The following is an 18,635-nucleotide window of genomic DNA, read 5'->3' as shown; positions in this document are numbered from 1 at the left end:
CCCTGCGGCCAGGGGTATGCGAAAGCCCGGATCGTCAGGCGGAAATGCCGTCGATCCGGGCCATGGCGGCCTCCGCGCCGTATGGCTGCAAGTACGGCAGCCAGCGCGGGTCCCTATGTCCGGTGCCGATGATGCGCCAGGCCAGGCCGGAGGGTGGAGCGGGTTTGTGGCGCAGCCGCCAGCCGATCTCGAAGAGGTGTCGGTCGGCCTTCACGTGGTTGCAGCGGCGGCAGGACGCCACCACGTTGTCCCAGACGTGCTTGCCCCCGCGGCTGCGCGGAATGACATGGTCGACGCTGGTTGCGACGCCACCGCAGTACATGCACCGGCCCCCGTCGCGCGCGAAGAGCGCCCGCCGGGTAAGAGGAACGGGCCCCCGATAGGGAACCCGGACGAATCGCTTGAGCCGGACCACGCTGGGTGCGGGGACTGTGACGGTTGCGCTGTGCATGAAGGCGCCGGATTCCTCCAGGGAGACAGCCTTGTTCTCCAGGACGAGGACGAGCGCGCGGCGGAGCGGTACGACGCCGAGTGGCTCGTACGACGCGTTGAGGACCAGGACATGCGGCACGGATGCCTCCTTGTGCGTCGGCGGCGCGTGGCTCGCGCCGGGACGATCTGCAGTCAGTGTCCCCTCTGGCCTGGTGGAAGCGCCACCATGTCCCGGTAACGGGCTGGGAGTGTTTTCGACCACATCTCATTCATCCCCAGGATGACGAACGGTTCATCCCCCCTGTTCATCCCCACATGAGCACGGTCTCTCCCCAGAAGACGGCAAGGATCCGCACACGATGCCCCGTTAGTGTGGTGGACCTGCCCCACCGGTGACCTTTTCGTGACCTTGAACGCGGCCACGGACGACGCCCGACCACCATCCGACCACCTGCCGCTGGGGCGGACGCAGCACCTGGAGGTACCTGCCGTGTCCTTGCCCGCCGTCCTACTGGCCGCCGGTTCGTCGCCGTCGCCGACCCCCTCGGGATCGACGACCCCGGCGGTCCCCACGCTCCAGGACGCCCAGGAGAGCGCGACCAACGCCGCCAGCTGGGTCGAGCAGAACTGGTCGACCTGGCTCTCGATCGGTCTGAGGGTCCTGCTGATCCTGGTGATCGCCGGGGTGCTGAGAGTGGTGGTGCAGCGGGCGATCACCAAGCTGATAGACCGCATGACCCGCACCGTGCAGGCCGTGGACGGCACGGCGCTGGGCGGTCTGCTGGTCAACACCGAGCGCCGCCGGCAGCGCTCGCAGGCGATCGGCTCGGTGCTGCGTTCCGTCGCGTCCTTCGCCATCCTGGGCACCGCGGCGCTGATGATCCTGGCCACGTTCGAGATCAACCTGGCGCCACTGCTCGCCTCCGCCGGTGTCGCGGGTGTGGCGATCGGCTTCGGCGCCCGCAACCTGGTCACGGACTTCCTCTCCGGCGTCTTCATGATCCTCGAGGACCAGTACGGCGTCGGCGACTCGATCGACGCGGGCGTCGCCTCCGGCGAGGTGATCGAGGTCGGTCTGCGCGTGACCAAGCTGCGCGGCGACAACGGCGAGATCTGGTACGTCCGCAACGGCGAGGTCAAGCGCATCGGCAACCTCTCCCAGGGCTGGGCGACGGCCGGCGTGGACGTGACCGTGAAGGCGAGCGAGGACCTGGACCGGGTGAAGGCCACCCTCGACGAGGTCGCCGAGAAGATGAGCGCGGAGGAGCCCTGGAACGAGCTCCTGTGGAGCCCGATCGAGGTCCTCGGCCTGGACAGCGTGCTGCTCGACTCCATGGTGGTCCGCGTCTCCGCCAAGACCATGCCCGGCAAGGCCCTCACCGTCGAACGCGAACTGCGCTGGCGCATCAAGCGCGCCTTCGACGCGGCGAACATCCGCATCGTGGGCGGCGCGACGGCTCCCCTGGGCGAGGACGAGGCCGTCGACCCGACGGCGGCGGTGGCGGCACCTTCGGTGCTCTCCAACCCCGACTCCCCGCAGGCAGCGGCAGCGTCGCCGATCGCCCAGCAGCGGCCTGCCGCGAAGTAGCGGCCGGCCGGCGTTCCGGCCAACTCCCACCGCCCCCGAGGTAACGAGTCTGTTGCCTCGGGGGCGGTTTCTATTGACGCCCGCTTCGCCCTGGGCTTACGTTCCTTTCCAGCCAATAGGAAAGTTTCCTAACAATGATCTGCGGATGGACTTACCTCGCGGGTCGCTGAGAAGCTGGGCAGTCGAAAGGCAGGTGTCGACCACATGGCAGGAACAGCCGGTACGCCGGGCACCCCGCGCGTCCTGCGCGCCATGAACGACCGCGCCGCCCTGGACCTCCTCCTGGAGCACGGGCAGCTGTCCCGCACACGGATCGGCAAGCTCACCGGCCTCTCCAAGCCGACCGCCTCCCAGCTGCTCGCCCGCCTCGAAGCGGCCGGCCTCGTCCTCGCCACCGGCACCACCGAGGGACGACCCGGCCCCAACGCCCAGCTGTACGAGGTCAATCCGGCGGCCGCGTACGCCGCCGGACTCGACGTCACTCCCGAGCGCGTCCTCGCCGCCGTCGCCGACATCACCGGCCGCACGGTGGGTTCGTTCGAGCTCCAGACCCCGGGACGGCGGCCCACCCAGCCCGTCGTCCGCCAGGTCACCGACGCCCTCGACGGCGCCGTGAAGGCCGCGGGCCTCGCCCGCGACGACGTCCACCGGCTCGTCATCGGCACCCCCGGCGCCTTCGACCCGAACACCGGCCGCCTGCGCTACGCCTCCCACCTCCCGGGCTGGCACACCCCGACCCTGCTCGACGAACTCGCCGCGGCCCTGCCGATGCCGGTCGAGTACGAGAACGACGTCAACCTCGCCGCCGTGGCCGAACAACGGCTGGGCGCGGCCCGCGGCCACGAGGACTTCGTGCTGCTGTGGAACGAGGGGGGCCTCGGTGCCGCCCTCGTCCTCGGCGGGCGGCTGCACCGCGGCTGGACCGGCGGCGCCGGCGAGGTCGGCTTCCTGCCGGTGCCGGGCGCACCCCTGGTCCGGCAGGTGACCAAGGCCAACAGCGGCGGTTACCAGGAGCTGGCCGGTTCGCAGGCCATCCCCAAGCTGGCCCGCCAGTTGGGCATCGAGGAGATCCCGTCCGGCCCGTACGCCGAGGTCGCCGCGTCTCTCGTCGCCCGCGCCGCCGAGGCCCACGAGGCCGGCGAGACCGACGGCCCGCACCGGCAGTTGCTGGAGACCTACGCGACGCACCTCGCCACCGGTCTCGCCTCCCTCGTCTCCGTCCTCGACCCGGAACTGGTCGTGCTCAGCGGCAGCTCGCTCACCATGGGCGGCGAAGTACTGCGCGCCCTGGTCCAGGACGAGTTGGAGGAACTGGCCGCCTCACGCCCCCGGCTCGTGGTCGGCGACGTCCGTGAACAGCCCGTGCTGCGGGGCGCGTTGGAAAGCGCCCTGGCGGCCACCCGCGACGAGGTCTTCAACACCTCTCGCTGACGACCCGTATCCACCTCTCGCCGAACCCCTTACTCACCCCCCGCCTTCCCTCACCCACCCCGTCCCGCCCCTGGGAGACCTTGCCATGCCCGGAATATCCCGGAAAGCGGCCCTTGCTGTCGCCGCCTCCGCCTCCCTCGCCCTCCTCGCCACCGCCTGTACCGGCCAGTCCTCCTCCGGTGCCGACGACGACGCCTCGAAGAACACGACCATCAACTTCTGGCACGCCTGGAGCGCGCCGAATGAAGTGAAGGCCGTCAACTCCCTGATCGCCGGCTTCGAGAAGGCGCACCCCAACATCCATGTGAACGTCGTCGCCAACATGACCGACGACAAGATCAACCAGGCGCTGCGCACGGGCGGTGACAAGTCTCCGGACGTCATCTCCTCCTTCACCACCAACAACGTCGGCAAGTTCTGCTCGTCGGGTGCGCTGAGCGACCTCAACCCCTTCTTCAAGAAGGCGGGCATCGACCCGGAGAAGACGTTCCCGAAGGCGATGAACGAGTACACCCAGTTCGACGGCAACCGCTGCGCGGCGCCGCTGCTGGGTGACGCGTACGGGCTCTACTACAACAAGACGGCGTTCGCGAAGGCGGGCATCAAGAACCCGCCGAAGACCTGGTCCGAGTTCGAGACCGACGCCAAGAAGCTGACCATCACCCAGGGCGACAGCTACAAGCAGCTCGGCTTCATGCCGAACTACCACGGCTGGGAGTCGACGACCGAGCACTACTTCGGGCAGTTCTCCCCGACGTACTTCGACAAGGCCGGCAAGTCGGAGCTCGCCACGGACCCCGCATTCGAGGCCGGATTCAAGCTCCAGAAGAAGCTCGTCGACGAACTCGGCGGCTTCAAGAAGCTGGAGACCTACCGCTCCAAGCTCGGTGACGAATGGGGCGTCAAGCACCCCTTCCACACCGGTCAGGTGGCCATGCAGCTGGACGGTGAATGGCGCCTGGGAATGGCCCTGGACGCCAAGCCGAAGTTCGAGATCGGCGTCGCCCCGCTGCCCGTCCCCGACGACCAGGTCAGCCAGTACGGCAAGGGCTACATCACCGGCACCATCACAGGTATCTCCGCGGCCAGCCACAAGCAGAACGCGGCCTGGGAGCTGGTGAAGTACATGACCACGAACACGGACGCGGTGGTGAACTTCTCCAACGCCATCCACAACGTGCCCTCCACGCTGGCCGCCCTGAAGTCGCCGAAGCTGAAGTACGACCCGCGCTTCAAGACGTTCCTGGAAATCGCCGCGAACCCGAACTCCACGACGTCTCCCGCCTCCATCAACGGCGGCGTGTATCTCGCGACGATCCAGAACTTCGGATACGACTACGAGAGCGGAAAGGTCACCGACTTGAAGGCCGGCCTGAAGAAGACGGCCGCGCAGATCGACACGGACATCGCGCAGGCGAAGTAGAACAGCGATGAGCACCATCACTCTGGCGTCGAAGCGCCGCCGGGCGGCGCTTCGTACGGCCGCCTTCATGTCGCCCTGGTTGATCGGCTTCGCGGTCTTCTTCGCGTACCCGCTGATCTCGACGATCTATTTCTCCTTCATGCACTACGACGGCTTCAAGCCGCCGACGTGGAGCGGAACGAAGAACTGGACCTACGTCTTCGAGCACTACCCCTTCTTCTGGCCGGCCCTGCGCAACACGCTCTGGCTGGTCCTGGTCATGGTCACCCTGCGAGTCCTCTTCGGCCTCGGCGTCGGCCTCCTGATCACCAAGATCAAGACGGGTACGGGAGTCTTCCGCACCCTCTTCTACCTGCCCTACCTGGCCCCGCCGGTGGCCGCGACGATGGCCTTCGCGTTCCTGCTCAACCCCGGTACGGGCCCGGTGAACTCGATCCTGGAGAAGGTCGGCCTCCCGGCCCCGGGCTGGTTCAACGACCCCGCCTGGTCCAAGCCCGCCCTCACCCTGCTCGCCCTGTGGGGCATCGGCGACCTGATGGTCATCTTCATGGCCGCCCTGCTCGACGTGCCCAAGGAGCAGTACGAGGCCGCGGAGTTGGACGGCGCGTCGGCCTGGCAGCGCTTCCGGTACGTGACGCTTCCGAACATCTCGCCGATCGTCATGTTCGCCGTCGTCACCGGCGTGATCCAGACGATGCAGTACTACACACAGCCACTCATCGCCGGGAAGGTCGCCTCGGGCGTGATCCAGGGCGCGGGCACCCAGTTCGAGCCCGGCTACCCGGAGAAGTCGACCCTCACCCTCCCCCAGCTCGTCTACAACCTCGGCTTCCAGCGCTTCGACTACGGCTCCGCCTGCGTCGTCGCCCTGGTCCTGTTCGCCCTGTCCATGGTGTTCACCGCGTTCCTGATGCGGCGCCGGGGCGGTCTCAACCTGGCAGGTGACTGACCATGGCCCAAGTACTGGACAAGCCCGTGCAGTTGAAGGCACCGGTCTCCCCCGCCGAGCGCACGGCCCGCCGCAGGGCCGTACTCGAATGGGTCGCGATCCACTCCCTCGGCGTCGCGGTCGCGCTCTTCTTCGTCCTCCCCTTCGTGTTCGTGTTCCTGACCTCGCTGATGAGCGACAGCCAGGCCCTCAGCCGCGACCTCATCCCGCACACCTGGGAGTGGTCCAACTACAAGAAGGTCTTCGACACCCCGGGCTTTCTGACCTGGTGGAAGAACACGCTGATCTACGCCGGCCTCGGCACCGTCCTGACGGTCGTGTCGTCGATCCCGGTGGCGTACGCGCTCGCCAAGTTCCGCTTCCGCGGCCGCAATCTGTCGCTCATGCTGGTGATCTCGATGATGATGCTGCCGCCACAGGTGATCATCATCCCGATGTACCTGTTCTGGGCGAAGCAGCTGGACCTGTCGGGCACGCTGTGGCCGCTGATCATCCCGATGGCGTTCGGCGACGCGTTCTCCATCTTCCTGCTGCGCCAGTTCCTGATGACCATCCCGAACGAGTACCTGGACGCGGCGAAGGTGGACGGCTGCGGCGACTTCAGGACCCTGCTGAAGGTCGTCCTCCCGATGGCCAAGCCGGGTATCGCGGCCGTGGGCCTGTTCCAGTTCTTCTACGCCTGGAACGACTACTTCGGCCCGCAGATCTACGCGTCGGAGAATCCCGGCGCGTGGACCCTCTCCTACGGCCTGGAGTCGTTCAAGGGCGCGCACCACACCGACTGGAACCTCACCATGGCCGCGACCGTGCTGGTCATGGCCCCCGTGATCCTCGTGTTCTTCTTCGCGCAGAAGGCGTTCGTCGAAGGTGTCACGCTCACCGGAGTGAAGGGTTAACCACGTATGAAACTCACCGTGGTCGGCGGAGGCTCGACCTACACCCCCGAACTCATCGACGGCTTCGCCCGGTTGCGCGACACCCTTCCCGTCGAGGAACTGGTCCTCGTCGACCCGGCGCCCGAACGTCTGGAGCTGGTGGGCGGACTGGCCCGCCGTATCTTCGCCAAGCAGGGGCACAACGGCCGGATCGTGACGACGCACGACCTGGACGCCGGCGTGGAAGGCGCCGACGCCGTGCTGCTGCAACTGCGCGTCGGCGGGCAGGCGGCCCGCGAGCAGGACGAGACCTGGCCGCTGGAGTGCGGCTGCGTCGGCCAGGAGACGACCGGCGCGGGCGGCCTGGCCAAGGCGCTGCGCACGGTCCCGGTGGTCCTGGACATCGCGGAACGGGTCCGCCGTACGAACCCGGACGCCTGGATCATCGACTTCACCAACCCGGTCGGCATCGTGACCCGTGCCCTGCTGCAGGCGGGCCACAAGGCGGTCGGCCTGTGCAACGTGGCGATCGGCTTCCAGCGGAAGTTCGCGGGCCTCCTCGGTGTCGCCCCCTCGGACGTCCACCTCGACCACGTGGGCCTCAACCACCTCACCTGGGAGACGGGCGTACGCCTGGACGGCCCCGAGGGCGAGAACGTCCTGCCCAAGCTGCTGGCCGAGCACGGCGACACGATCGCCGCCGACCTGCACCTGCCCCGGGCCGTGCTCGACCGCCTGGGCGTGGTCCCGTCGTACTACCTGCGCTACTTCTACGCGCACGACGAGGTCGTACGAGAGCTCAGGACCAAGCCGTCCCGTGCCGCCGAAGTCGCGGAGATGGAACGGAACCTGCTGAAGATGTACGCCGATCCGTCCCTCGACGAGAAGCCGGAGCTGCTCGCCAAGCGGGGCGGCGCCTACTACTCGGAGGCGGCCGTGGACCTGGCGGCCTCGCTGCTGGGCGCGGGCGGCAGCCCCTACCAGGTGGTGAACACCTACAACCGGGGCACGCTGCCCTTCCTGCCCGACGACGCGGTGATCGAGGTCCAGTCCGCGGTGGGCCCCAAGGGAGCGCTCCCGCTGTCGGTGCCGACCGTCGACCCGCTGTACGCGGGCCTGATGGCGAACGTGACGGCGTACGAGGACCTGGCCCTGGAGGCGGCGCTGCGAGGCGGCCGCGACCGGGTCTTCCGGGCCCTCCTCTCGCACCCCCTCGTCGGCCAGTACGAGTACGCGGACGCCCTGACCGACCGACTGATCGCACACAACCGGGAGCATCTCGCGTGGGCATGACCGCACGTGTCCTCGCCATAGACGCGGGCAACAGCAAGACCGACGTCGCGGTCGTGGCGGCCGACGGAACCGTCCTCGCCACGGCCCGCGGCGGCGGGTTCCGGCCGCCCGTGGTCGGCGTGGAGGCAGCCGTCGACAAGGTCGCCGAGGCGGTGCGGCGGGCGTTCGCCGCGGCCGGGGTGAGCGCGGTGGACCACGTCTCCGCCTGTCTGGCCAACGCCGACTTCCCCGTCGAGGAGGAGCAGTTGGCGGCCGCGCTGCACGCACGCGCGTGGGGCACGACCGTCGAGGTCCGCAACGACACCTTCGCCATCCTGCGCGCGGGCATCACCGAACCCCGGGGCGTCGCGGTCGTCTGCGGCGCCGGCATCAACTGCGTCGGCATGCGCCCCGACGGCCGCACCGCCCGCTTCCCCGCGCTCGGCCGCATCTCCGGTGACTGGGGCGGCGGCTGGGGCCTGGCGGAGGAGGCGCTGTGGCACGCCGCGCGCGCGGAGGACGGCCGCGGAGAGGCTACGGCCCTGGCCCGCACCCTCCCGGCCCACTTCGGCCACGACACCATGCTCTCCCTCATCCAGGCGCTGCACCTGGAGGAAGTGGCACCCGCCCGCCGCCACGAGCTGACGCCGGTCCTGTTCGCCACGGCGGCGGACGGCGACCCGGTCGCCCGCGCGATCGTCGACCGGCTGGCCGACGAGGTGGTGACCATGGCGACGGTGGCCCTGACCCGTCTCGACCTGCTGGAGGAGGAGACACCGGTACTGCTGGGCGGCGGCGTCCTGGCCGCACAGCACCCCCAACTGAACTACTGCATCCGGGACTTGCTGGCGGCACGCGCCCCGAAGGCGGCGGCCAGAGTGGTGACGGCGAGCCCGGTACTGGGAGCGGCCCTGCTGGGCCTGGACCGGGCGGAGGCGAAGCCGGAGGTGCACGAGCGGGTACGGGCACACTTCGAAGGCTGACGGCCCGGGCCGTCTCCCCCGGTCCGGGCGGCCGTCTCCCGGCCCCGGCGGCCCTCTCCCGGCGGCCCCCAGGCGGGTGCCCCCCGGCCCCGGCGGGCACCTCCCGGCCGGGCCGCGATCTCCCAGCCCGTCCGGCTTTCGAGGACGAGGCCGTTCGGGCCGCAGCGGAGGTCCGGGGGCGGCAGCCCCCGGACACGGAACCGAACAGATTCCCACGGCGTATTCATGGGCAGGGGTGCTGCGGGATCCTGTCGGCCGTCGGCAGGCGTTCCGCTGCGATCTGATCAAGATCCAGTGGAGACCGGTGCGGATGTCAGTCCCGCCAGGGATACTTGCGGCGACGGATGACCATGGGGGAGGTCAAACAGTGACACACCCGCCGAAGAGCAGCGCGGCGCCACCGGGATCCGGCATGCCCACGATGCCGGCCGTGCCGCCGCAGCCGGGGCAGCCCGCTCCCCCGCCGGGGCCCGCGGCCGCGCCCGTCTCTGCGCGCCGTACGGCCTTCGCGGAGGGTGTCGACCGGCTGCGTGAGGCGGCGACGACGGAGCCGGGCCGGCTGCGCATCATCGGGGCGTTCGTCGCGCTCCTCGTCGTCGCGTTCGGCGCGGTCACCGCCTGGCAGATGACCGACCGCGCGTCGGCCGCCGACGACGTGCTCACCAGAAGCCAGCCGCTGAGTTCCGACGCGGCCGACATCTACCGCTCGCTGGCCGACGCCAACACGGCGGCGGCCAGCGGTTATCTGGCGGGCCCGCAGGAGAATCCCGCGATGCGGAAGCGGTACGAGCTGGACATCCGGACGGCCGCCGCCAAGCTCGTCACGGCCGCGTCCAACTCACAGGCGGGGTCCGACTCGGCGAAGACCATCGCCGATCTCAACAAGCTGCTGCCGGAGTACAAGGGCCTGGTCGAGACGGCCCGGGCCAACAACCGGCAGGGCTACCCGGTGGGCAGCGCGTACCTGCGGGCGGCGAACGAGCAGATGCAGGACCAGATGCTGCCCAAGGCCGAGGACCTGTACCAGAAGGAGAACCAGCGGCTGAGCTCCGACTACGCGGACGCGAAGTCGTTCCCGTGGGCCGCGATCGGCCTCGGCCTCCTCGTGCTCGGCGGCCTCGCCTGGGCCCAGCGCCGCAACTACCTGCGCACCAACCGGGTGTTGAACCACGGCCTGGTCACCGCCTCGGCCGCCTCCGTGGTCGTCCTGCTCTGGCTGGTCGTCGGCCACACCGTCGCCCGCGCGGGACTGAACGACTCGTACAACCACGGCGTCCTCTCCCTGAACGTCCTGCACGACGCCCGCATCGCGTCCCTGACGGCCCGCAGCGACGAGAACCTCAGCCTGATCCGCCGCGGCGCGGACACCAAGAAGGTGAACGGCAGTCCCCAGGACGCCTACGCGGTGGGGTACGACGAGGAGATCGGCAAGTTGGCCAAGTCGCTCACCAAGGCGGACGGACTGGCCGACGACTCCGCGGGCAAGAAACCCGTACAGGTCGCGAACTCCTCCATGAAGGCGTGGAAGGACCGGCACGAGGTCGCCCAGGACAAGAACGACAAGGGCGAGTACCAGGCGGCCCGCGACAAGGTCATCGGCGTCGGCAAGGACCCGACGAGCGTGTGCTTCGACAACGTGGACGATGCCCTGGAGACGGCGCTCGGCCATGAGCAGACCGAGTTCAAGCAGGCTGCGGGCAACGGCCGGGACGCGCTGACCGGTCTGCCGTACGGGGCCGCGGTGCTCGCGGTCCTCGGTGCGGTGGGCGCGGTCGTCGGCATCGGGCGCAGGCTGTCGGAGTACCGGTGAGAGGGGGCGTGAGGATGAATGCACCACGTCTGTCACAGCGTCTGCGGTCCGGTCTGCGGGGCTGGGGCGGGGTCGGTGCGATGGCGGTCGTCTGCGCCCTCGCCGTGGCCTTCGCGCTGCTGCTGCCGCTGACCCAGTCCGAGGGCGGGAGCGGCGCCGCGGGCAGCGGCGGGCAGGGTCTCGCCCACGGCAGTCAGGCCAAGGCCCCGAAGGAGTGCGTGAATCCGCAGGACCAGAGCCTGTCGCCGTCGGGCAGCGGCGGCGGCACACCGGTCATCCCCAAGATCAAGGCACGCAAGGACCGGCGCCTGGTCGTCGGCATCGACACCAACAGCTACCGCTGGGGCTACCTCAACCCGAACAACGCCTCCGGTGCGCTGGAGGGCTTCGACATCGACCTCGTCCACCGCATCGCCCAGGACCTCCTCGGCGACCCGGACGCGGTCTCGTTCAAGGCCATCCCCACCAGCCGCCGTATCGAGGCGATCCAGGACGGCGAGGTCGACATGGTGGTCCGCACCATGACGATCAACTGCGACCGCCTGGGTCAGGTCGCCTTCTCCGCCCCCTACTTCAGGACCGGCCAGCAGGTCCTCGCCCCCGCGACCTCGAAGATCACGGGATACGACAAGTCCCTCGCCCACAAGAGGCTCTGCTCGGCCGACAGTTCGACGGCCCTCGATCGGCTGGAGGCGGACAAGAAGGCCGGTGACCTCCCGGCCGGCGCGGACATCAAGACGGTGGTCCCCAACCAGCTGGACTGCCTGGTGAAGTTGCAGCTCGGCGAGGTCGACGCGGTCGTGACGGACGGCGCGCTCGCCGCCAGCCAGGCCGCGCAGGACCCCACGGTGACGCTCAAGGGCGGCCTGTTCACCGACGAGTACTACGGCGTGGCGATGAAACGGGGCTCCAACGATCTGGTACGCCAGGTCAACCGGACCCTGGAGAACTACATCAAGGACGGCGACTGGGAGAAGTCGTACGAGAAGTGGCTGCATCCGACGCTGGACCAGGGCGAGAAGAAGTCGGCGTCGGCGACCCCTCCCGAAGCGCACTACAAGTGACCGACCATCAACTGACGGACGTCTGACGGAGCACACGGAACACGACGACACGACACGACCCCACAACACGACGGCACACGACAGCAGCGAGAGGTGATCGATGGGCGTCACGGACCCCGCCGGGCCGGTGATGGACCGGGACGAGGTGGACCGTGCGCTGGCGCGGCTCGGCGCGGAGCACGAGGCCATCGAGACCTCGCTCCTGGCCCTGCAGGACCACGCGGGCCGCAGACTCCTCGAGGGCGCCGAGCTCACGGGCATCACCCAGGAGCGCTGGGCTGCCGCGGAGGCGTCGATCACGCTGCTGTGGGCGTACTTCGACGCGTACTCGGACGCGTTGCGCTCGGCCCGGGAGATCCGGGCCCGCCGTCGCTGGTCCAGCCGCGAGGACCTGGTGGAGCTGACGGAGCTGCTGCGCGGCGAGTCCGTCACGGTCGCGGGCTCCACCACGGCCACCGCGAACGCGCCGACGCTGCTGTCCGTCTCCGGCAAGCTCAGCCAGCAGTACTCCCTGGCCACCCTGGTCGACCTGATGAACGAGCTGTACGCGACCTCGCTGGACATGGTCGTCACCGCCGACGCGGTCTGGTCGGCGCTGCCCGCCCGGATCGATTTACTGGCCGCGGAGCTCCAGCGCACCCGCAAGCTCGCCCACTCCGTCGGCGTGCGCCCCGGCGAGCACCCCGCGGGCGACGACCTGGAGCACATCACCCGCATCCTGACGTCCCTGCGCGAACAGGTGATCTCCGACCCGCTGGCGTACTGGCTTCCCGCACAAGGGAGTTCGGCGCCCGGCGGCGGCAGACCGGACACCACGGTGTACGACCGGGAGGCGCGCGCCCTGGAGGACGTGCGCCGGGAGATCGACGCCGTGCTCACCGTCCGGCAGGACGCGGAACAGCGGCTGGTGAAGCTGCGGGACCTGCTCAGCCGCGCGGACCGCACGCTCGCCGAGGCGCGCAGCGCACGCGGGGAGGTCCTCGCGAAGATCGCCGCCACGGAGGTGCCGGTCGTCAGCGGCCCGCCGACCGTGCTGCAGGAGCAGCTGGCGACGGCCGCCGAGTACCGCAGGCACGCCCAGTGGCACCGGCTGTCCCCGCTCCTGGAGTCCCTGGAGGTGAAGGCGGAGGACGAACTGCTGCGCGCCCGCGAGTCGTTGACCGCGGTCACCGCGCCGCTCGCGGTCCGCGCGGAGCTGCGCGGCCGCCTCGACGCGTACAAGGCGAAGGTGGCACGGCACGGGCTCGCCGAGGACCCGTTCCTGATCGAGCGGTACGACGCGGCGCGCCGCATGCTGTGGAGCGCCCCGTGCGACCTGCGCGTCGCCGAACAGGCCGTGCTGCGCTACCAGCAGGCGGCCGCCGAAGTGCTGGGCTCCCCGCGCGTGCCGGGGCAGGGCGGGCCGCAGGACCGTCCGGATCGCAGGGGGCCCGGAGCGTGAGCCACGAAGAGGGGGCAGCGTCGTCATGAGTCAGGCACAACAGGCCTGTCAGCGGCCGGGTTGCGACGGCACGTACGAGGACATGGGCGGCGGCGAGCTGTACTGCGACACCTGCGGCCTCGCGCCGGTCGTGTCGGCGAACGGCATGGTGAGCTCGCCGGCCACCGGCATCACGGGCGGCGGCAAGGGATCGCAGGGCAGCGGCAGTTCACGTTCCAGCAGCCGTAGCAGCCGCAGCAGTTCGCGTACGTCCTCGCAGTCGTCGAAGTCCCGGCGCTCGGTGTCGGGACGGCTCTCGCGCTCCCTGTCGGGGCGTTCCACGGGCCGTTCGGTGTCGGTGCGGAGCTCCGGTTCGAGCACCAACACCAGCACCCGCGGCCGGCTGGGCGTCGGCCTGGTGCAGGTGCCGGACGTGCCGCGGCCCGACCCGCGCGCGATGGTCCAGGACAACCCGGAGGTGCCCGAGCGCAAGCGGTTCTGCTCGCGCTCCGACTGCGGGGCGCCGGTCGGCCGTTCGCGCGGTGACCGGCCGGGCCGTACGGAGGGCTTCTGCACCAAGTGCGGCCACCCGTACTCCTTCGTGCCGAAGCTGAAGGCCTCCGACGTGGTGCACGGCCAGTACGAGGTCGTGGGCTGTCTGGCGCACGGCGGCCTCGGCTGGGTCTATCTCGCGGTGGACAAGGCGGTCTCCGACCGGTGGGTGGTCCTCAAGGGCCTGCTGGACACCGGCGACCAGGACGCGATGGCGGCGGCGATCTCCGAGCGGCGCTTCCTGGCCGAGATCGAGCACTCCAACATCGTGCGGATCTACAACTTCGTCGAGCACCTCGACCAGCGCACCGGCTCGCTCGACGGCTACATCGTCATGGAGTACGTCGGCGGCAAGTCGCTGAAGGAGATCGCCAACGACCGCCGTACGCCGACCGGGAAGCGGGATCCGCTGCCGGTGGAGCAGGCCTGCGCGTACGGCATCGAGGCGCTGGAGGCGCTCGGCCACCTGCACAGCCGCAACCTGCTGTACTGCGACTTCAAGGTCGACAACGCCATCCAGACCGAGGACCAGCTCAAGCTCATCGACATGGGCGCGGTGCGCAGGATGGACGACGAGGAGTCGGCCATCTACGGCACGGTGGGCTACCAGGCGCCGGAGGTCGCGGAGGTCGGCCCGTCGGTGGCGTCGGACCTGTACACGGTCGCGCGCACCCTGGCCGTGATGACGTTCGACTTCCAGGGCTACACGAACGTCTTCGTGGACTCCCTGCCCGACCCGGACAACATCGAGGTCTTCCGCCAGTACGAGTCCTTCTACCGTTTCCTGGTCCGCGCCACCGACCCCGACCCGGCCCGCCGGTTCGCCTCCGCGCAGGAGATGGCGGAGCAGCTGACGGGCGTGCTGCGCGAAGTCGTGTCGCTGCAGTCGGGGCGTGCGCGGCCCGCGCTGTCGACGCTGTTCGGGCCCGAACTGAAGGTCACGGACACGGAGTTGTTCCCGAAGCTGGAGGGGGACGTGTCGCTCCTCGGGGCGCGGACGGTGCTGAAGAGACAGAAGGGGCAGCAGCAACAACCGCAGCTGCCCGCCTCCGTCAACGGCTCCTCCGCCCTCGTCAAGCACGTCAACTCCCCCACCGCGGCCCTCGCCCTGCCCGTCCCCCGCGTCGACTCCTCCGACCCGAACGCCGGTTTCCTGGCGGGCCTGATGACGACCGCGCCGGCCGAGCTGCTCGGGGCGCTGGCCGCGGCGCCGGCGGCGTCGATCGAGACGCGGCTGAGGCAGATCCGCGCCTGGCTGGAGAACGGCGACTCGGCCACCGCGCTGCACTCCCTGCAGACGCTGGAGACCGAGCAGCCCGACGACTGGCGGGTCGTCTGGTACCGCGGCGTGGCCGCGCTGGTGACCGGCGACCACGAAGGCGCCGCGCTCGCCTTCGACGCGATCTACGACGCGTTCCCCGGCGAGCCCGCGCCCAAGCTGGCGCTCGGCCTGTGCGCGGAGGTGCTGGGCCAGCTGGACAACGCGGCCGAGTACTACCGCCTGGTCTGGTCGACCGACCCCAGCTATGTGAGCGCCGCCTTCGGCCTGGCCCGCGTCCAGCTCGCGGCCGGTGACCGCACCAGTGCCGTACGGACGTTGGAGTCGGTCCCGGAGTCGTCCATCCACTACACGGCCGCACGCGTGGCCGCCGTCCGGGCGCGGCTGCGCGGGCGCACGGCGACGGCTTCCGACGTGCAGTTCCTGGAGGACCTGACCGCCGCCGCCGGGCAGGTCGAGGCGCTGGACGCGTACGGCCTGGACCCGGCGCGCCGCGAGCAGTTGTCGGCCGAGGTCCTCGGCTGCGCGCTGGACTGGATACTCTCCGGTGGCCAGGGTTCCGCGCCCGCGGGGCAGCGGGTGCTGCTCGGCAGTGACCTGGACGAGCGGGGACTCCGCTTCGGACTGGAGCGTTCGTACCGCACGCTGGCCCGGCTGGCGCGGGGCGGCGAGGAGAGGATCGACCTGGTGGAACGTGCCAACCGTTACCGCCCCCGGACGTGGGTGTAGTTGATGTCGCAGATGCCCCAGCAGGCCGCCCTGACGAACTGCCCGAGCTGCGAGTGGCCGCTCGAGTCGGGTGACCGTTTCTGCGGTGCGTGCGGATACGACCTGTCCGTGGTGCCCGCACAGCCGGACGACCGCCCGACGATCACGCTGAACGGCTCGGTCCCGCCGCCCGGTGACGGCGGCGGTGCCGGCTGGCCCCACGCCGCCGAGCCGGGCACCACCGACGCCCCGGCGTCGACCCATCTGCCGGCGGACCTTCCCGGGACGGACTCGGGCGGCTCCCCGCTGCCGCCTCAGCAGTCGCCGCCCACCGGATCGCCGGTGTCCCCGGCCTCCGGTGTGCGCTTCGACCGGCCGCCGGAGCCCGACGAGTACCCGCTGCAGGCACCGGACCCGCGCATCGCCGACCTCACCGCGCCCGCCGAGGAGGCCAAGCTGTGCGTGGCCTGCCGCGCGGGCCGCGTCGACAGCGACGGCTACTGCGAGAACTGCGGACACGCCCAGCCCCGGGAGCGCGACCACATGGAGCAGGAGTCCGGCCCGATCGCCGCGGTCAGCGACCGCGGCCTGCGCCACCACCGCAACGAGGACGCGTTCGGCATCGGCCACACCGCACTGCCCGACGGCTCGCCCGTCTCCGTGGCGATCGTCTGCGACGGCGTCTCCTCGGCGACCCGCCCCGACGAGGCCTCGCTCGCCGCCGCCCGGGCCGCCAACGAGTCGGTGCTGGCCGCCCTGCCGCGCGGCACGCACCCACAGCAGGCCATGCACGACGCGATCGTCGCCGCCTCGCACGCGGTCAACGCCCTGGCCGGCGAGCCCGCCACCGCCCGCGAGCACAGCCCGCACCAGAACGCCCCGGCGTGCACGATCGTCGGCTCGATCGTGACGTCCGGGCTGCTGGTCGTCGGCTGGGTCGGCGACAGCCGGGCCTACTGGATCCCGGTGGACCGCAGTTCACCGCCGGCCCGGCTCACCGAGGACGACTCGTGGGCCGCGCAGATGGTCTCCGCGGGCCTGATGAACGAGGCCGAGGCGTACGCCGACGAGCGCGCCCACGCGATCACGGGCTGGCTCGGCGCGGACGCCTACGAACTGGAGCCGCACACCGCTTCCTTCAAGCCGGACCGGCCAGGTGTAGTGGTGGTGTGCACGGACGGGCTGTGGAACTACGCGGAGGCTGCCGAGGATTTGGCCGAGGTCGTCCCGCCGGATGCCGCGGTACGTCCGCTGCACAGCGCCCGCGTTCTGGTCGGCCACGCGCTGGACGGCGGGGGCCACGACAACGTAACAGTGGCCGTCGTGCCGTTCCCTGCCGTGTCTCAGGGGGCAGGATCGGCCTGAAGGCCGCAGACGGGGATGCCTCAGCGGACCGGAGGGGACCGGTCCGCATACAGTCGTCGCCCCGCGAACGCGGGGTTTTCGAGGGGGATTTGAGTACGCATGGCCAATTTCTCGAAGTCCAACGTGCCGCAGTTCTCGATGGACGTGTACCAGAACGAGTACCTGCCCGACGGGGGCCGTGAGGTCAACGCGATCGTCACGGTGACCGCCACCGGCGGCGGCACGGTCGGCAGCGCGGTCGCCGCGCCCCACCTCTACGCGCCGGGGCAGAGCCCGTCCGCGGCAGTGGCGGTCATGGTCGACTGTTCCGGCTCGATGGACTACCCGCCGACCAAGATGCGCAACGCCCGGGACGCGACGGCCGCCGCGATCGACACCCTGCGCGACGGGGTGCACTTCGCGGTGATCGGCGGCACGCACGTCGCCAAGGAGGTCTACCCGGGCGGCGGGCGCCTCGCGGTCGCCGACGCCACCACCCGCGACCAGGCCAAGCAGGCCCTGCGCAAGCTCAGCGCGGGCGGCGGCACCGCCATCGGCACCTGGCTGCGCCTCGCCGACCGCCTGCTGTCCTCCGCGGACGTCGCCATCCGCCACGGCATCCTGCTCACCGACGGCCGCAACGAGCACGAGTCGCCCGAGGACCTCAAGTCCGCCCTGGACTCCTGTGCCGGACGCTTCACCTGTGACGCACGGGGCGTGGGCACCGACTGGGAAGTGAAAGAAGTCACAGGGATCGCCTCCGCCCTGCTCGGCACCGCCGACATCGTCGCCGACCCGGCCGGCCTCGCCGCCGACTTCACGCAGATGATGGAGACGGCCATGGGCAAGGAGGTCGCCGACGTCGCGCTCCGGCTGTGGACGCCGGTCGGCACCGCCATCAGGTTCGTCAAGCAGGTCGCGCCCACCGTCGAGGAGCTGACCGACCGCCGCACGGAGGCCGGCCCGCGCGCCGGGGACTACCCCACCGGCTCCTGGGGAGACGAGTCCCGTGACTACCACGTGTGCGTCGAGGTCCCGGTCGCGGGTCTCGGCCAGGAGATGCTCGCCGCCCGCGTCTCGCTCGTCATCCCGCAGCCCGACGGCAGCGCGCAGAACCTCGGCGCCCAGGGCCTGGTCAGGGCCGTGTGGACCGACGACATGGTCGCCTCGACGTCGATCAACCCCCAGGTCGCCCACTACACCGGCCAGGCCGAACTGGCACAGGCCATCCAACAGGGTCTGGATCTTCGCAAAGCGGGCGATTTCGATGGAGCAACGGCCAAACTGGGCCGGGCCGTTCAGCTCGCCAGCGCCTCCGGAAACGCGGATACTGCGAAACTGCTTGCGAAGGTGGTGGACGTGGTCGACGCCGCGACAGGTACTGTGCGACTGAAGGCGAAGGTCGAAGAGGCCGACGAGATGACGCTCGAGACACGGTCCACAAAGACTGTTCGTGTAAAGAAGTGACATAGCAAGCAGCGAGCCCGGCCCCCTGGGGTTGGAGA

Annotated in this window: 14 protein-coding genes; 13 read left to right on the top strand and 1 reads right to left on the bottom strand. The window is 70.3% G+C overall.

Annotation, left to right across the window (positions count from 1 at the left end; translation table 11 throughout):
• Positions 1-34: 34 nt before the first annotated feature.
• Entirely contained in the window at positions 35-571 is a 537-nt protein-coding gene (locus tag OG303_RS31745; RefSeq protein WP_405872679.1) for an HNH endonuclease, read from the bottom strand.
• Between the two features lie 351 nt (positions 572-922).
• Between OG303_RS31745 and OG303_RS31740 the strand changes: the two genes are divergently transcribed.
• The 13 genes from OG303_RS31740 (at position 923) to OG303_RS31680 (ending at position 18,597) form a co-directional block, all read left to right on the top strand.
• On the top strand, positions 923-2,020 hold the full coding sequence (locus tag OG303_RS31740; RefSeq protein WP_405877584.1) for a mechanosensitive ion channel family protein: 1,098 nt from the start codon (positions 923-925) through the stop codon (positions 2,018-2,020).
• A 204-nt stretch (positions 2,021-2,224) separates the two neighbouring features.
• The gene (locus OG303_RS31735) at positions 2,225-3,451 is read left to right on the top strand and encodes an ROK family protein (protein ID WP_405872677.1); all 1,227 of its coding nucleotides are present in this window, start codon (positions 2,225-2,227) and stop codon (positions 3,449-3,451) included.
• Between the two features lie 85 nt (positions 3,452-3,536).
• Positions 3,537-4,874: an ABC transporter substrate-binding protein gene (locus tag OG303_RS31730; protein ID WP_405872675.1), complete on the top strand. Its 1,338-nt coding sequence runs from the start codon at positions 3,537-3,539 to the stop codon at positions 4,872-4,874.
• 7 nt (positions 4,875-4,881) lie between these two features.
• Positions 4,882-5,823 carry a carbohydrate ABC transporter permease gene (locus OG303_RS31725; protein WP_405872673.1) on the top strand — a complete coding sequence of 314 codons (942 nt, stop codon included), beginning with the start codon at positions 4,882-4,884 and terminating at the stop codon, positions 5,821-5,823.
• A 2-nt stretch (positions 5,824-5,825) separates the two neighbouring features.
• Positions 5,826-6,719, top strand: coding sequence for a carbohydrate ABC transporter permease (locus OG303_RS31720; protein ID WP_405872671.1), 894 nt, complete (start codon positions 5,826-5,828; stop codon positions 6,717-6,719).
• A 6-nt stretch (positions 6,720-6,725) separates the two neighbouring features.
• Positions 6,726-7,991, top strand: a complete 1,266-nt coding sequence (locus OG303_RS31715) for a 6-phospho-beta-glucosidase (RefSeq protein WP_405872669.1) — start codon at positions 6,726-6,728, stop codon at positions 7,989-7,991.
• The gene (locus OG303_RS31710; protein ID WP_405872668.1) at positions 7,982-8,953 is read left to right on the top strand and encodes an N-acetylglucosamine kinase; all 972 of its coding nucleotides are present in this window, start codon (positions 7,982-7,984) and stop codon (positions 8,951-8,953) included. The genes OG303_RS31715 and OG303_RS31710 overlap by 10 nt, the downstream gene beginning before the upstream one ends.
• A 367-nt stretch (positions 8,954-9,320) precedes the next feature.
• Entirely contained in the window at positions 9,321-10,763 is a 1,443-nt protein-coding gene (locus tag OG303_RS31705; RefSeq protein WP_405872666.1) for a hypothetical protein, read from the top strand.
• A 14-nt stretch (positions 10,764-10,777) separates the two neighbouring features.
• Positions 10,778-11,827, top strand: coding sequence for a glutamate ABC transporter substrate-binding protein (locus OG303_RS31700; protein WP_405872664.1), 1,050 nt, complete (start codon positions 10,778-10,780; stop codon positions 11,825-11,827).
• 100 nt (positions 11,828-11,927) lie between these two features.
• Positions 11,928-13,268: a hypothetical protein gene (locus tag OG303_RS31695; RefSeq protein ID WP_405872662.1), complete on the top strand. Its 1,341-nt coding sequence runs from the start codon at positions 11,928-11,930 to the stop codon at positions 13,266-13,268.
• Between the two features lie 25 nt (positions 13,269-13,293).
• Entirely contained in the window at positions 13,294-15,807 is a 2,514-nt protein-coding gene (locus OG303_RS31690; RefSeq protein WP_405872661.1) for a tetratricopeptide repeat protein, read from the top strand.
• Between the two features lie 3 nt (positions 15,808-15,810).
• Entirely contained in the window at positions 15,811-17,151 is a 1,341-nt protein-coding gene (locus tag OG303_RS31685; protein ID WP_405872660.1) for a PP2C family serine/threonine-protein phosphatase, read from the top strand.
• 99 nt (positions 17,152-17,250) lie between these two features.
• Positions 17,251-18,597, top strand: a complete 1,347-nt coding sequence (locus tag OG303_RS31680) for a vWA domain-containing protein (RefSeq protein WP_405872659.1) — start codon at positions 17,251-17,253, stop codon at positions 18,595-18,597.
• Positions 18,598-18,635: the final 38 nt, after the last annotated feature.

The organism is Streptomyces sp. NBC_00005 (assembly GCF_045160215.1).
Classification (GTDB): domain Bacteria; phylum Actinomycetota; class Actinomycetes; order Streptomycetales; family Streptomycetaceae; genus Streptomyces.
Note: the sequence above shows the minus strand (reverse complement) of the source record. Positions and strands in the feature narration are given on the sequence as shown.

What these genes read in the sequence shown, in the direction of transcription:
- OG303_RS31735 (WP_405872677.1), top strand. Translation starts at nt 2,225, where the DNA reads ATGGCAGGAACAGCCGGTACGCCGGGCACCCCGCGCGTCCTGCGCGCC.
- OG303_RS31730 (WP_405872675.1), top strand. Translation starts at nt 3,537, where the DNA reads ATGCCCGGAATATCCCGGAAAGCGGCCCTTGCTGTCGCCGCCTCCGCC.
- OG303_RS31725 (WP_405872673.1), top strand. Translation starts at nt 4,882, where the DNA reads ATGAGCACCATCACTCTGGCGTCGAAGCGCCGCCGGGCGGCGCTTCGT.
- OG303_RS31720 (WP_405872671.1), top strand. Translation starts at nt 5,826, where the DNA reads ATGGCCCAAGTACTGGACAAGCCCGTGCAGTTGAAGGCACCGGTCTCC.
- OG303_RS31715 (WP_405872669.1), top strand. Translation starts at nt 6,726, where the DNA reads ATGAAACTCACCGTGGTCGGCGGAGGCTCGACCTACACCCCCGAACTC.
- OG303_RS31700 (WP_405872664.1), top strand. Translation starts at nt 10,778, where the DNA reads ATGAATGCACCACGTCTGTCACAGCGTCTGCGGTCCGGTCTGCGGGGC.
- OG303_RS31695 (WP_405872662.1), top strand. Translation starts at nt 11,928, where the DNA reads ATGGGCGTCACGGACCCCGCCGGGCCGGTGATGGACCGGGACGAGGTG.
- OG303_RS31690 (WP_405872661.1), top strand. Translation starts at nt 13,294, where the DNA reads ATGAGTCAGGCACAACAGGCCTGTCAGCGGCCGGGTTGCGACGGCACG.
- OG303_RS31685 (WP_405872660.1), top strand. Translation starts at nt 15,811, where the DNA reads ATGTCGCAGATGCCCCAGCAGGCCGCCCTGACGAACTGCCCGAGCTGC.
- OG303_RS31680 (WP_405872659.1), top strand. Translation starts at nt 17,251, where the DNA reads ATGGCCAATTTCTCGAAGTCCAACGTGCCGCAGTTCTCGATGGACGTG.